The organism is Halomonas sp. 141 (assembly GCF_002810305.1).
GTDB lineage: Bacteria > Pseudomonadota > Gammaproteobacteria > Pseudomonadales > Halomonadaceae > Vreelandella > Vreelandella stevensii.
Genome location: NZ_PINZ01000005.1, coordinates 60,940 through 75,133 on the forward strand (window position 1 = coordinate 60,940; position 14,194 = coordinate 75,133).

At 64.1% G+C, this 14,194-nt stretch carries 9 protein-coding genes; 5 read left to right on the plus strand and 4 right to left on the minus strand.

Features of this window, described 5'->3' with window-relative positions:
* Nucleotides 1-24: 24 nt before the first annotated feature.
* Nucleotides 25-3,951, minus strand: a complete 3,927-nt coding sequence (gene purL / locus CWI66_RS04025) for a phosphoribosylformylglycinamidine synthase (RefSeq protein ID WP_100730990.1) — start codon at nt 3,949-3,951, stop codon at nt 25-27.
* A 175-nt stretch (nt 3,952-4,126) separates the two neighbouring features.
* On the opposite strand from purL, the gene mltF reads away from it, so the two are divergent.
* The gene (gene mltF, locus CWI66_RS04030; protein ID WP_081192684.1) at nt 4,127-5,593 is read left to right on the plus strand and encodes a membrane-bound lytic murein transglycosylase MltF; all 1,467 of its coding nucleotides are present in this window, start codon (nt 4,127-4,129) and stop codon (nt 5,591-5,593) included.
* A gap of 13 nt (nt 5,594-5,606) precedes the next feature.
* On the opposite strand, the gene tadA is transcribed toward mltF, so the two are convergent.
* Nucleotides 5,607-6,059 (minus strand): tRNA adenosine(34) deaminase TadA, encoded by a 453-nt coding sequence (gene tadA / locus CWI66_RS04035; protein ID WP_217806039.1) that lies wholly within the window; start codon nt 6,057-6,059, stop codon nt 5,607-5,609.
* Nucleotides 6,060-6,168: 109 nt separating this feature from the next.
* Between tadA and CWI66_RS04040 the strand changes: the two genes are divergently transcribed.
* Nucleotides 6,169-6,990, plus strand: a complete 822-nt coding sequence (locus tag CWI66_RS04040) for an acyl-CoA thioesterase (protein ID WP_016916141.1) — start codon at nt 6,169-6,171, stop codon at nt 6,988-6,990.
* A gap of 99 nt (nt 6,991-7,089) precedes the next feature.
* Here CWI66_RS04040 and CWI66_RS04045 read toward each other — a convergent pair whose 3' ends face one another.
* Nucleotides 7,090-8,361, minus strand: coding sequence for a malic enzyme-like NAD(P)-binding protein (locus CWI66_RS04045; protein WP_081136444.1), 1,272 nt, complete (start codon nt 8,359-8,361; stop codon nt 7,090-7,092).
* Nucleotides 8,362-8,810: 449 nt separating this feature from the next.
* Nucleotides 8,811-9,026 carry a 50S ribosomal protein L31 gene (gene rpmE, locus CWI66_RS04050; RefSeq protein WP_016916139.1) on the minus strand — a complete coding sequence of 72 codons (216 nt, stop codon included), beginning with the start codon at nt 9,024-9,026 and terminating at the stop codon, nt 8,811-8,813.
* 144 nt (nt 9,027-9,170) lie between these two features.
* Here rpmE and CWI66_RS04055 point away from each other — a divergent pair, with 144 nt between their 5' ends.
* The 3 genes from CWI66_RS04055 (at nt 9,171) to CWI66_RS04065 (ending at nt 14,045) form a co-directional block, all read left to right on the plus strand.
* Entirely contained in the window at nt 9,171-11,426 is a 2,256-nt protein-coding gene (locus CWI66_RS04055; RefSeq protein WP_232710739.1) for a primosomal protein N', read from the plus strand.
* Nucleotides 11,427-11,570: 144 nt separating this feature from the next.
* Nucleotides 11,571-13,256 carry an arginine--tRNA ligase gene (gene argS / locus CWI66_RS04060; protein ID WP_100730992.1) on the plus strand — a complete coding sequence of 562 codons (1,686 nt, stop codon included), beginning with the start codon at nt 11,571-11,573 and terminating at the stop codon, nt 13,254-13,256.
* Between the two features lie 3 nt (nt 13,257-13,259).
* On the plus strand, nt 13,260-14,045 hold the full coding sequence (locus CWI66_RS04065) for an SPOR domain-containing protein (protein WP_100730993.1): 786 nt from the start codon (nt 13,260-13,262) through the stop codon (nt 14,043-14,045).
* The last annotated feature ends 149 nt before the right edge of the window (nt 14,046-14,194 follow it).

Genomic DNA, 14,194 nt, shown 5'->3' on the forward strand with positions numbered 1-14,194 from the left:
CCAGCCTCATGCTGCGCCTGCTCATCAACCCAGCCATACCCGCGCATTGCGGAACAGCCGCAGCCAGGCGCCATCCTCGGTCCACTCTGCCGGACGCCAGGAGTTGGTCACTGCCCGCGTCACCCGCTCCGGGTGAGGCATCATGATGGTCACACGGCCATCTGGCGTGGTCAGCCCCGTGATCCCCGACGGGGAACCATTGGGGTTGGCCGGATAGCGAGTGGTGACCTGACCGTAGTTGTCGATGTAGCGCAGGGCAATTTGGCTGCTCGACTGCATGCTGCGCAGGTGCGCCGTATCGCGGAACTCGGCACGCCCTTCGCCGTGGGCCACGGCGATGGGTAGCGTCGAGCCTTCCATGCCGGCCAGCAGAATCGAGGGGCTTTTCTCTACCCGCACCATGGCCACGCGGGCTTCGAACTGTTCGGATTCGTTGCGCACGAAGCTGGGCCAGTTTTCGGCGCCCGGGATCAGCGTCTTGAGCTGCGACAGCATCTGGCAGCCATTGCACACCCCCAGCGAGAAGCTGTCGTCCCGGGTGAAGAACGCCGCAAACTGCTCGCGGGCGCGTCCGTTGAACAGCACCGACTTGGCCCAGCCGCCGCCTGCCCCCAGCACGTCGCCATAGGAGAAGCCCCCACAGGCCACCAGGCCCTGGAAGGTATCCAGCGAGACACGACCTTCCAGGATGTCGCTCATGTGCACATCCACCGCATCGAACCCGGCCTTGTGGAAGGCCCAGGCCATTTCCACTTGGCCATTGACACCCTGCTCACGCAGGACGGCCACCGCTGGCTTGGCAGTGTTGACGTAAGGCGCGCTGATGTCGTCATTGACATCGAAGGTCGGCGCAGCGCTGAGACCGGGGTCACGCACGTCGAGCAGGTTGTCGAATTCGTTCTTGGCGCATTCGGGGTTATCGCGCAGCGCCTGCAACCGGTAGCTGGTCTCGGCCCAGGTGCGCTGGGTCAGCTGACGGGTGGTTTCCAGCAGCGGCTCTTCGAACAGCGTCACGCGCACCTGATCGTCGTAACGCGGGCGGGCAATCACCCCGCAGGTTTCGATACCGGCCATGGCGAACTGGGTCAGCACTTCTTCGGTGTGCTGGCGATTGACCTGGATCACCGCCCCCAGCTCTTCTGCAAACAGCGCATTGAAGGCTTCCACCGGCTCGTCGATCAGCCAGTCGAGCTTGATTTCAAGACCGGCATGTCCCGCAAAGGCCATCTCCAGCAGCGTGACCAGCAGGCCACCGTCGCTGCGGTCGTGGTAGGCCAGCAGCTTGCCATCCCGGTTCAGGCCCTGAATGACCTCGAAGAACGCTTTCAGGTCCTCCGGGTCGTCCACGTCGGGGCATTCGTCGCCCACCTGGCCATACACCTGGGCCAGCGCCGAGCCGCCCAGGCGGTTCTGGCCGTTGCCCAGGTCGATCAGGATCAGGTCCGACTCATCCTGCTCAAGGTTGATCTGCGGGGTCAGCGTGGCCAGCGCATCGGTGACCGGCGCAAAGCCAGTGACCACCAGCGACAGCGGCGAGGTGATGCTCTTCTCTTCGGCATCATCGCCCTCCTGCCAGGCGGTACGCATCGACATGGAGTCCTTGCCCACCGGCACGGCAATCCCCAGCGCCGGGCACAGCTCCATACCAACCGCATGCACGGCGTCGTACAGCGCCTGGTTTTCGCCGGGGTGGTCGGCGGCACTCATCCAGTTGGCGGAGAGCTTGATGTCCGAGAGCTTGGCGATCGGCGCGGCGGCCAGGTTGGTAATCGCTTCTGCCACCGCCAAACGGGCGCTGGCGGCCGGGTCGATCAGCGCCACCGGCGGGCGCTCGCCCATGGCCATGGCTTCACCGGCATGGGTATCGAAGCTGGCGGTGGTCACTGCCACGTCGGCGACCGGCACCTGCCAGGGGCCGACCATCTGATCACGAGCCACCTGGCCTGTGATCGAACGGTCGCCGATAGTAATCAAAAAGCTTTTCGAGGCCACCGTGGGCAGACGCAGCACCCGGTCCATGGCTTCGCGCAGGTCCAGGTTGTCGAGCATCACGCCGGAAAGCTCGGGCGTCTGGCGCTCGAACGAGCGGGTCATCTTCGGCGGCTTGCCGAACAGCACGCTCATGGGCAAATCGACGGGTTTGGTTTCGAAGTGGCCATCGCGCACTTCCAGATGGTGCTCTGCCTGAGCTTCGCCCACCACCGCATAGGGGCAGCGCTCGCGTTTGCACAGCGCCTCGAAGGTGTCGAGGTCTTCCGGGGCCACGGCCAGCACGTAACGTTCCTGGGCTTCGTTGCACCAGATTTCCAGCGGGCTCATGCCCGGCTCGGCGTTGGGCACGGCGCGCAGGTCGAACAGGCCGCCACGGTTACCGTCCTTGACCAGCTCCGGCAGCGCATTGGAGAGACCACCGGCACCCACGTCGTGGATGAAGCGAATGGGGTTTTTCTCACCCATTGCCCAGCAGCGGTCGATCACTTCCTGGGCACGGCGCTCGATTTCCGGGTTTTCCCGCTGCACCGAGGTAAAATCCAGATCGGCGCTCGACTCCCCCGACGCCATGCTGGACGCCGCACCGCCGCCCAGACCGATCAGCATCGCCGGACCGCCCATCACGATCAGCTTGCCGCCCACCGGAATCTCGCCCTTCTGGACGTGCTGGGCACGTATGTTGCCGTATCCACCGGCAATCATGATCGGCTTGTGGTAACCGCGACGTTCGATGCCATTGGCACTGAGGGCATCCTGCTCGTAGGTGCGGAAGTAGCCGGTCAGGTTGGGGCGGCCGAACTCGTTATTGAAGGCCGCGCCACCAATCGGGCCTTCCAGCATGATGTTGAGCGCCGACTGCATGCGCTCGGGTTTGCCGTAATCGAAGGCCTCCCAGGGCTGCACGAACTCGGGGATACGCAGGTTGGAGACGGTGAAACCCGCCAGGCCCGCCTTCGGTTTGCCGCCGATACCGGTGGCGCCTTCGTCGCGGATCTCGCCGCCGGAGCCGGTCGCCGCCCCCGGGAAAGGCGCAATCGCCGTGGGGTGGTTGTGGGTTTCCACCTTCATCAGGATATGGATCGGCTCCTGATGAGCGTCGTAGTGAGCGCGCTCACCCTCTGCGCCGGTCAGCGGCGTGGGGAAGAAACGACCGCCGTGACTGCCCTTGATCACCGCCGCGTTGTCACTGTAGGCCGACAGCACGTTGTCCGGTGAGGTGGCAAAGGTGTTCTTGATCATCTTGAACAGCGAATGGCTCTGGGCCTCGCCGTCGATGATCCAGTCCGCGTTGAAGATCTTGTGGCGGCAGTGCTCCGAGTTCGCCTGGGCAAACATCATCAGCTCCACGTCGCTGGGGTTGCGCCCCAGCTCGACGAAGGCCGCCACCAGATAGTCGATCTCGTCGTCTGCCAGCGCCAGACCCAGCTCCCGGTTGGCGACTTCCAGCGCGGCACGCCCGCCCTCCAGAATATCCACGCTGCCCAGCGGTGCCGGTGAGTGGTGGGCAAACAGCTGGCTGGCCGCCGCCGTGTCGGCCAGCACGTTTTCGGTCATGCGGTCGTGGAGCAGTGCGCCGATGGCGTCCCACTGCTCTGCCGTGGCCGTGCCACGCAATGCGACGCGGTAGTCGACGCCGCGCTCGATGCGATGGATCTGGCTCAGCCCGCAGTTATGGGCGATGTCCGTGGCTTTGGAAGACCAGGGCGACTGGGTGCCCAGGCGCGGCACCACCAGAAAACGCTGGGCTTGTTCGAGGGGTTCCTGGGCGGCTTGGCTGCCGTAATCGAGCAGCCTGGCCAGCCGTTCCTGGGAGGCGGTATCGAGCTCTTCGTGGTGGTCAATGAAGTGGACGTAGTGGGCGGATAGCGCTTCCACCTCTGGAACACATTCACGCAACACCGTTAGCAGCCGTTCATGACGGAAGGCAGAAAGGGCGGGCGCGCCTCGAAGTTCGAGCATATCTGGGAGCCTCTAAAGCAGGAAGAGTCGAGCAGGAAATCACCGGGCCGCTAAGCGACCGACACACGGACTGCGCACTATGATACTGGAAAGCGGCGGCCACACGAAATCAACAAGGTGACACGGCGATAAAGGCTGGGTATCGTGGCAGCTCGTCCCACGCCGACAAGACACCATGCCGACATTGATTTGCCGACATTTTAGCGCCTTTTATCGGGCATATTTCGCGATGATCGCGACTTTGTTGCTGGTTTTGACACCGCGCCCATCGACCTTTCCCGACGGCGAACACCTCGCCCGCGTGCTGGCCAAAGACTTCATCACCGTACATACCCGCAATACCCCCACCACCTACTACGAAGGCCGCCAGGGGCCAACCGGGTTCGAATATGAACTGATGCACCGTTTTGCAGACGCCTTGGGGGTCAGCCTCAACCTGAACGCCAGCCACCACCCGGATGGTGTCTTGCCTGCCGTTCGCGAACAGGGCGACCTGGGGGCGGCGTCGCTGCCGCTGATGGCCGATACCCCCGGCATTCACTACACCCGTCCGATCATCGAGATGCAGCCACTGGTGGTCTACCGGCGCGGCCTCTATGGCATCAACGCACCCGAAGATCTCGTCGGCCTGTCCATTGGCACCCAGAGCGAAGCGGGCACCAGCGGTGCTCTGAAAGCCCTGCAAAGCGACTATCCCAACCTGAGCTGGAAAGAGTCCAACGAACTGGAAGTGGCCGAATTGATGGCCAGGGTAGAAAACGGTACCCTGGATGCGGCCATCATCTTCGATCACCAATTTCGTTTGAACCGGCTGTTCTTTCCCAATGTCGAGCGCGGCTTTTATCTGGGCGAGCCCCTCTCGCTGGTCTGGGCGCTGCCCAGCGGGCGCGGGCTGGGGCTACTCGAGGCGGCCAACCAGTTCCTGCAGGAGCTGCATGAAAACGGCACCCTGGACCGCCTGATCAGCCGCTATTTTGGCCATGACGATTACCTGGAGTACGTGGGCACGCGCACGTTTCTGGACCATCTGGATGAGCGCCTGCCCCGCTACACCGAGCTCTTCAAGCAGGCCGCCCGAGACACGGGGTTCGACTGGAAACTGCTGGCCGCCGTGGGCTACCAGGAGTCCCACTGGGACCCTAATGCCGTCTCCCCCACGGGGGTGCGTGGCCTGATGATGCTGACCAACCCCACGGCCAGTGAGATGGGCGTCACGGACCGCACCGATGCCGCCCAGAGCATCGACGGCGGTGCCCGCTATCTGCGCAGCATCAAGGACCGCTTACCGGACAGCATCACCGGCGAAGATCGCCTCTATATGGCCATGGCGGCTTACAATGTGGGGCTTGGCCACCTGTATGATGCCCGCAACATTGCCGAGCGACGCGGCGGCGACCCCAACCTGTGGCAGGACGTGCGTGCCGCGCTGCCGCTGCTGCAGCAACGCGAGTGGCACAGCCAAACGCGCCACGGGTACGCCCGTGGCGGGGAGCCGGTGATCTACGTGCGCAACATTCGCCGTTACTACGAAATGATCGAATACGTGGAGCGCAGTCGACAGCAGTTTTTCCAACTGGAGCAGACACCGGCCAGTGAAGAGCCGCTGCTGCTGTTCGAGATCGTGCCACCGCTCACCCCGTGATACCGGGACGGCGCTAGCGCTTGTCGGCAAAGAACTGCTTGAGCAGCTTGCTGGCTTGCGCCGCCAGCACCCCGCCGGTGACGTCGATATGGTGATTGAACCAGGGCTGGGCGAGCAGATTGGCCTTTGATTCCACCATTCCTGCCCGTGGCTCGGCGGCAGCGTACACCAGCCGCTGAATGCGGGCATGCACCATGGTGCCGGTGCACATCATGCAAGGCTCCAGGGTCACGTAGAGCGTACAGCCCTCCAGACGGTAGTTGCCCAGCCGCTGCCCGGCATCGCGCAGCGCACGCACTTCCGCATGACCACTGGGGTCGCAGCTGGACAGCGGCGCATTGTGGCCCACCCCGACGATCTCCCCCCCGGCGTCCACCACCACGGCCCCCACCGGTACCTCTCCGGCGGCCATCGCCAGGTGCGCCTGGTCCAGCGCGCGGTGCATGTAAAATTCATCGCTGCGTATCAAGACAAACTCCGTTAAGGTAGCGAAACGATCGTTTCAATGGCGTGATCGCCAAACGCTGAGGGCGGCCTCCTCAGTGATCAAGCAGACAGCACCAAGGATACCGAGAATGAACGATGCGCTGAAGTCACTGGTTAGCTTGCTGGAGCTGGAACCCCTGGAAGAGACGCTGTTTCGCGGCCAAAGCCAGGACCTTGGGTTTCCCCAGCTGTACGGTGGGCAGGTACTTGGCCAGGCGCTGGCCGCCGCCGCCCGCACCGTCCCCGAGGAGCGTCGCCCTCACTCCCAGCACGGCTACTTTCTGCGCCCCGGTGACCCCCATCGCCCGGTGGTTTACCAGGTCGATACCATTCGCGACGGCGGCAGCTTCACCACCCGCCGAGTCACCGCCATTCAAAAGGGGCGGCCCATCTTCTTCTGCAGCGCCTCGTTTCAAAGCCCGGAAGAGAGCATCAGCCATCAGCGCGCCATGCCTGACGTGCCCACACCCGAAGCGCTGCTGGAGAGCGGTGACGCCAAACATGCTCGTTTCCCAGGCCACCCCATCGAGTTCCTGCACCTGAAGAACAATCCGGACAGCGCCTCGCCTGCCGGGCAGTGCCTATGGTTCCGGTTCGCTGGCGGCCCGCTGCCCGACGACCCCGCGCTGCATCGCCACCTGCTCTCCTACGCGTCGGACTTCAACCTGCTGACCACCGGGCTGATCCCTCACGGCATCAAGTACACGGACCCTAAGCTGCGCATCGCCAGCCTCGACCACGCGCTGTGGCTGCACGAAGATACGCGGCTGGACGAGTGGCTGCTGTACGCCATCGACTCTCCCTGGAGCGGCAGTGCCAGAGGGCTGGCGCGAGGCCATATCTATCGCCGCGATGGGCAGCTGATTGCCTCGACGGCACAAGAGGGGCTGGTACGCTACCCGCTCACCTGATACCCGGCACCCATACGAACACCACACACGACAACGCCCGCAGAAAGCGGGCGTTGTCGTCATGGCGTCTCGAACAGCCAATCTCGTGTCGAGCGGCGCTTAACTGCCGTAGACATCGTCGATGGTCTTGAGCGGATAGTGCGCCGGGTAGGGCTTGCGGGCAACCCCGGAGTCCACCGCCGCCTGGGCCACCGCCGAGGAGACACGCTCCAGCAGGCGAATATCGACCGGCGTGGGGATGATGTACTCACGACCAAAGCTCATCTCGGTACGCTCGTAGGCGTTCAGCACTTCCTGGGGCACCGGCTCGCGGGCCAGATCTTTCAGCGCATGCACGGCGGCCAGCTTCATCGCTTCATTGATGCGCGTGGCGCGTACGTCAAGCGCCCCACGGAAGATGAACGGGAAGCCCAGCACGTTGTTGACCTGGTTCGGGAAATCCGAGCGGCCGGTGGCCATGATGACGTCCGGGCGCGCTGCCCGAGCCACATCCGGATGAATTTCCGGGTCCGGGTTGGTGCAGGCAAAAATGACCGGATCCGCCGCCATCTTCTTCACCTGCTCGGCAGACAGCAGCCCGGGGCCAGACAGGCCGATGAACACGTCGGCACCGTCGATGGCGTCGTCCAGGGTGCGCATGTCGGTATCACGGGCGAACTCGGCCTTGTACTCGTTGATGCCATCGCGGTCGGTGTGAATCACGCCGCGACGGTCGAGCATGACCAGATGCTCTTTTTTGGCGCCACAGGAGATCAGCAGGCGCATGCAGGCAATCGCCGCCGCACCTGCGCCCATGCAGACGATCTTCACGTCTTCGATGCGCTTGCCGGCGATATCCAGGGCATTGAGCATACCGGCAGCGGTGACGATGGCCGTGCCGTGCTGATCGTCATGAAACACGGGAATGTTGCAGCGTTCGATCAGCGCCTTTTCGATTTCGAAGCACTCGGGGGCCTTGATGTCTTCCAGGTTGATACCGCCCCAGGTATCGGCGATGCGTGCCACGGTATCGATGAACGCCTGCGGATTCTCGGCATCCACTTCGATGTCCACCGAGTTGATGCCCGCAAAGCACTTGAACAGCACGCCCTTGCCTTCCATCACCGGCTTGCTGGCCAGCGGCCCCAGATTACCCAGGCCCAGAATGGCACTGCCGTCTGAAATGACCGCCACCAGATTTCCCTTGCCGGTATAACGGTAGGCATTTTCCGCTTCGCGAGCGATTTCGCGAACCGGTTCAGCCACCCCCGGGCTATACGCCAGGGCCAGATCCCGCGCCGTCGCGGTGGGCTTGGTCAGCTCCACGGAGAGCTTACCGGGGATCGGTTTAGCGTGATAATCCAGAGCTGCCTGCTTATTTGCATCCGTCATGGTCAAGGTCCAATCAGCCTAAAGTAGAAAAGTCATATCAGAATATAGAAAAAACCCAAGCGTCTCAAGCAGGTAGTCAACCAGCCTCTGAAACGTGCGTTTTAGCGGCTTTTCCCATCCATTCGGAACTTTTCAGCTTCATTTGCTGCAACTTATGCATAGCACCCTGACCCATAACGGTTTCGTTATGGATGCACTGCAGCATAAGCTGGAAATAGATTCCAAAACTGCACACGAACTTATCCACACCCGCCGCGCGATAGCGGCTGTGGACAACGTCGCAACAGGAGGCTCAGGGCCATGGCTTCATCACACAGCGTTCGGCCAGCGTTCAGATGCCGGTGCCGCCAGGGAGCGGCCAAATAAGGCAGGGACAAAAAACCCACGCCGTAGCGTGGGTTTTTGCACAGGGCACATGGCGTGCCTGCGATGGGCTGAATCCGTCGGGATCAGCCGCGCTTGACGGCAGCGCCAAAACGCTTGTTGAAGCGCTCTACGCGGCCACCAGTGCTCGCCTGCTTCTGCTTGCCCGTGTAGAAGGGGTGGCAGTTGGAGCATACGTCCAGAGAGAAGTCCTGACCAGAAGTAGAACCAACCTGGAAGCTGGCACCGCAAGAGCAGTTGGCGGTGACCGTGTTGTAATTCGGGTGGATACCTTGTTTCATCTTGAGCCTCATGAGCTATATGCCGCCACCTGATCCGCTGCCAGGCACCGCATACGGGTGTGAAAAACTGCTAACCGGTTAACCGCTCGATCCGATAGATTGAGAGCGGCCGCGCATTCTAGCAAACTAAACGCCGGAGGCCAATTGTCTGATTCTGTTTCTTCCCCGCCCGTCACGGCAGAGCGTACTCCGGGCGCTTTTCAGGTGCTGAAAGTGGCCTTGCCATCGCCGCTGCGCCGCCTGTTCGACTACCTGCCAGCACCCCGCGCGCCCGCCTGCGGCTGGCTGCCGGGGCTGCGGGTGCGGGTACCGTTTGGCCGCCGCGACGTGGTGGGGGTCGTCGTTTCTCTGGCTTCCGGCAGCGAGCTGCCCCGCGCCCAGCTGCGCGCGGTCAGTGAAGCGCTTGACGACGCGCCGCTCCCCGAAGACTGGCAGTGGCTGTGCCAGTTCACCGCCCGCTATTACCAGCACAGCCTGGGCGACACCATGCAGCACGCCATGCCCGCACGCCTGCGCCAGGGCCACCCCATGGCGGGCCGCACGCAAACCCTGTGGCATGCGCGTCAGGGCGATGACACGCCGCTACAGCGCGCGCCGCGGCAGGCCGAGCTCTACCGCCTGTTGCGCCAGCACCCCCACGGGCTGGCAGGGCGGGCCATCAGTGCCCACGGGTTCACCCGTGAACAGCTCCAGGCGCTGCAAAAAAAGGGCCTGGCCGAACCCCAGGAGATCACCCTGACGGCGGGGCAGCCCGTCTCCGGCAGCTTGCTGGCAACGCCGTCATTACCCCTCAACCGTGAGCAGGCCACGGCCCTGGCAGCGCTGCACGAAAAGCTGGACGGCTACCACCCGTGCCTGCTGGAAGGCGTGACCGGCAGCGGCAAGACCGAAGTCTACCTGCAGTTGATCGAGGCGCTGGCCGCCAAAGGCAAGCAATCGCTGGTGCTGGTACCCGAAATCGGCCTGACGCCGCAAACCCTGGCGCGCTTCAAGAGCCGCTTCCGGGTGCCCGTGGTGGCCCTGCATTCGGGCCTCACCGACCCGGAGCGCCTGGACGTCTGGGAAGCCGCCGCCAGCGGGCGCGCCATGGTCATCATCGGCACCCGCTCGGCCATTTTCACACCGCTGGCCAAGCCTGGCGCGATCATCGTCGACGAGGAGCACGACGGCTCTTACAAGCAGCACGACGGGCTTCGTTACCACGCTAGGGATCTCGCCGTGGCCCGGGCACACCACCACCAGATCCCACTGCTGCTGGGTAGCGCCACCCCTTCGCTGGAAAGCCTTCAGCAAGCGCTCTCGGGCGTCTATCGGCACCTGCGCCTGACCCAGCGCCCCAGCCGCCACCCGCCCGCCAAGCTGGAACTCCTGGACATGCGCCATCAGCGTCGCCAGGGAGGCCTTCTGCCCGGCGCGCTGCAAGCCATCCGCCAGACGCTGAAAGCCGGCAAGCAGGCGCTGGTCTTCATCAACCGGCGCGGCTTTGCCCCCAGCCTGGCGTGCCACAACTGTGGCTGGCTGGCCGAGTGCCATCAGTGCGATGCCCGCATGACGCTGCACAGACAGCCCCCTCTGTTGGCCTGCCACCACTGTGACAGCCGACGCGCCCTGCCTGATGCCTGCCCCGAGTGCGGCAGCGGCGACCTGCGCGCACTGGGGAGCGGCACCGAACGTACCGAAGAGACCCTGCAGGGGCTCTTTCCTGACACCGTCGTACACCGTATCGACCGCGACAGCACCCGCAAGAAGGAGAGCTTCGAGCAGGTGCTCAAGGAGATCCATCGCGGCGAGCCCTGCCTGCTGGTGGGCACGCAAATGCTGGCCAAGGGCCACCACTTGCCCCATGTCACCCTGGTCGTGGTGGTCAATGCCGATGGCGGCCTTTATGCCGCCGACTTCCGCGCGCTGGAGCATAGCGCCCAGCTGCTGGAGCAAGTCGCTGGCCGAGCCGGGCGGGCCGCTCATCCAGGCCGCGTGCTGGTGCAGACCCTGCACCCCGACGACCCCCATCTGGGCCAGCTGGCCGAACATGGCTATGGCGCCCTGGCCCGCAACCTGCTGGAAGAACGAAGGCTGGCACAGCTTCCCCCGTTCTGTTTCATGGCGCTACTGCGCGTCGAGAGCCCCCAGGAGCCTGCTGCCATGGCGCTGGCTCAACAGGCTGCACAGGCCTTGCGCCAGTGGCTCACGGATGCCAACCTGCCGGTACGCTGCCTGGGGCCAGTGCCAGCCCCCATGGAGCGCCGCCAGAATCGCTACCACCTGCATGTCATGATCACGGCCCAGAAACGCAGCCACCGACACACGGCGGCCCACTGGCTGGTACAGTGGCTGGAAGCTCATCGCGATGCGCGCAAGGTGCGCTGGTCCGTGGACATCGACCCGCAAACACTGGCCTAGCCATGGCAACGCCCGCGACGCCCAGCCTGCCCCGGCCTGGAATACGGCTTTGAAACTGCGCGCCAATTGCCGATAATGGCCGCTTTGACGCTGCACCATTTGGGCGCTTGCACACGCCGCCACCGAAGACACCCGGATATTGACATGAAAGACACGATTATTGCTTTGCTCGAAGGCGCCGTTGATGCGCTCAAACACCAAGGCGTGCTGCCCAACGATGTACAGCCGGCCATCAAGGTCGACCCCACCAAGGACAAAGCCCACGGCGACTACGCCACCAACCTGGCCCTGATGCTGGCCAAACCCGCCAGCATGAAGCCCCGAGAGCTGGCCGACGCCCTGGTAGCCGCCCTGCCCGCCAGCGACGCCATTCAGAAAACCGACATCGCAGGCCCCGGCTTCATCAACTTCTTTGCCGCCGCCGATGCCGCCGCCCAGATCGTTGCCCAGGTGCTGGATAGCGGCGACGCCTTTGGTCGCAGCCTGATCGGCAAGGGTGAAAAAGTGCAGGTGGAGTTCGTCTCGGCCAACCCCACGGGCCCGCTGCACGTGGGCCATGGCCGCGGCGCGGCGATTGGCGACTGCCTCTGCCGCCTGCTGGAAGCCAGCGGCTATGACGTCACTCGGGAGTTCTACTACAACGACGCGGGCGCGCAAATCAACAACCTCGCGCTCTCCGTGCAGGCCCGTGCCAAGGGGCTGGGCCCCGAGGATGAGAGCTGGCCTGCCGATGGCTATCGCGGTGAATACATCGTCGATGTGGCCAACGATTACATGGCCGGAAAGACGGTCACCGCCGACGACCGCAAGGTGACGGCCAAGGCCGATGCCGACGACCTGGAAGCCATTCAGGCGTTCGCCGTGGCCTGGCTGCGCCGCGAACAGGATCTGGACCTCAAGGCCTTCGGCGTCGAATTCGACGTCTACTTCCTCGAATCATCCCTCTACGAGGACGGCAAGGTCGAGGCCACTGTCGAGACGCTGGTCGCCAACGGCCACACCTACGAGCAGGATGGCGCACTATGGCTGCGCACCACCGACTTCGGCGACGACAAGGACCGCGTCATGCGCAAGCGTGAAGGCGGCTACACCTACTTCCTGCCCGACGTGGCCTACCACCTGAACAAGTGGCAGCGCGGCTTCAAGACCGTGATCAACGAACAGGGCGCCGATCACCACTCTACCGTTACCCGCGTACGTGCGGGCTTGCAGGCACTCGGCGTGGGCATTCCGCAGGGCTGGCCCGACTATGTGCTGCACCAGATGGTCATGGTGACCCGCTCGGGCGTGGAAGTGAAACTGTCCAAGCGTGCAGGCAGCTACGTCACCATACGCGACCTGATCGACGAAGTCGGCCGCGATGCCACCCGCTTCTTCCTGGCCGCGCGCCGCGCCGACTCGCAGTTGACCTTCGATATCGACCTGGCGCGCTCCCAGTCCAACGATAACCCGGTGTACTACATCCAGTATGCCCATGCTCGGGTATGCAGCATGCTGCGCAAGGCCGAAGAGGCAGGCCAGCCCTTCGACCACGGCGTGGCGATGGCCAACCTGGCGCTGCTGGATAGCGATCAGGAAAAAGCCGTGCTCAACCGCCTGGCCCGCTACCCGGAAGTGGTCGAACATGCGACCCGCAACCGCGAGCCCCAGCAGGTGGCCCAGTATCTGCTGGATCTGGCGGGCGACTTCCACACCTGCTACAACGCCGTCAAGGTCATGGTCGAAGACGACACGCTGCGCAACACCCGCCTGGCGCTCGGTCTGGCCACGCGTCAGGTGCTGCGCAACGGGCTGGATCTGATGGGGGTCAGTGCCCCAGAGGAGATGTAATTCATGGCCAGCCCGCGTAACAAGCCGTCCCGTCGAGGCGCCACCTCGCAGCGTAAATCTGCTCGCCGCTCCGGCGACGGGTGGCGTATTCCCGGCTGGCTGTGGGGGGTGGCCGGGGTGGCCGCTGGCTTCTTCCTGGCGCAGCATCAGCACGGCACCGCCCCGTGGCAGGAGCAGAGCAGCACGCCCCAGGCCACGGTGCTGCCCAAGCCCTCCAGCGATGAGCGCGGAGACGCCCAGGGCACTGGGCAGGCAGCCTCGGCAGAGCCTGCCATGCCCACCTTCGAGTTCTACACGCTGCTCCCCGAAACCGAAGTCATCGCTCCGGGCGGCGCCATTCCGGCCAATATCACTCGGCCGGAAATCGCCGAGACTGCCGCAGAGGCCGCCAGCGACGCAGCAGCCTCGGACGACACGTCGCCAGGCAGCAGCGCCAACGACCCGATTGCTCAGGTCATTGCCGCCAACACGCGGCCCAACGAGCAGGCCGCCGTGGCGGCTACCCAGCCGCCTGCCGCTAGCAGCACTAGCACCAGCAGCAGTTCCAGCACGCCGAATCGCTACATGCTGCAAGCCGCTTCGTTTCGCGACCTCAGCGACGCCGAGCAGCTGCGCGGCCGGCTGCGCAACCTGAGTTTGCTGGCACAGATCAGCGAAGTGCAGGCCAATGGCGACACCTGGCACCGCGTGCAGGTGGGCCCTTACGAGGATACCCGGGAGCTGAACCGCGCCCAGGACCTGATGAGCACTCAAGGGATCGAACCCCTGCTGATACAGCTGCAGAACTGATCCATCCCCTGACCGCGCCTGAAGGCGCGGTTTTATCACCTGGCTTTCTCGAGCGGGCGGTTGATTTTTCATCAGCCGCCCGCATTTTGTTGGGAATCGCTTTTTTTACGGCCACCCAGGGTGGCCGATCAGTCATCGGGAGCGCGTCT

Coding starts and splice junctions, on each gene's coding strand:
- purL (WP_100730990.1), bottom strand. CDS start 3,951: ATGCTCGAACTTCGAGGCGCGCCCGCCCTTTCTGCCTTCCGTCATGAA.
- mltF (WP_081192684.1), top strand. CDS start 4,127: ATGCCGACATTGATTTGCCGACATTTTAGCGCCTTTTATCGGGCATAT.
- CWI66_RS04040 (WP_016916141.1), top strand. CDS start 6,169: ATGAACGATGCGCTGAAGTCACTGGTTAGCTTGCTGGAGCTGGAACCC.
- CWI66_RS04045 (WP_081136444.1), bottom strand. CDS start 8,361: ATGACGGATGCAAATAAGCAGGCAGCTCTGGATTATCACGCTAAACCG.
- rpmE (WP_016916139.1), bottom strand. CDS start 9,026: ATGAAACAAGGTATCCACCCGAATTACAACACGGTCACCGCCAACTGC.
- argS (WP_100730992.1), top strand. CDS start 11,571: ATGAAAGACACGATTATTGCTTTGCTCGAAGGCGCCGTTGATGCGCTC.
- CWI66_RS04065 (WP_100730993.1), top strand. CDS start 13,260: ATGGCCAGCCCGCGTAACAAGCCGTCCCGTCGAGGCGCCACCTCGCAG.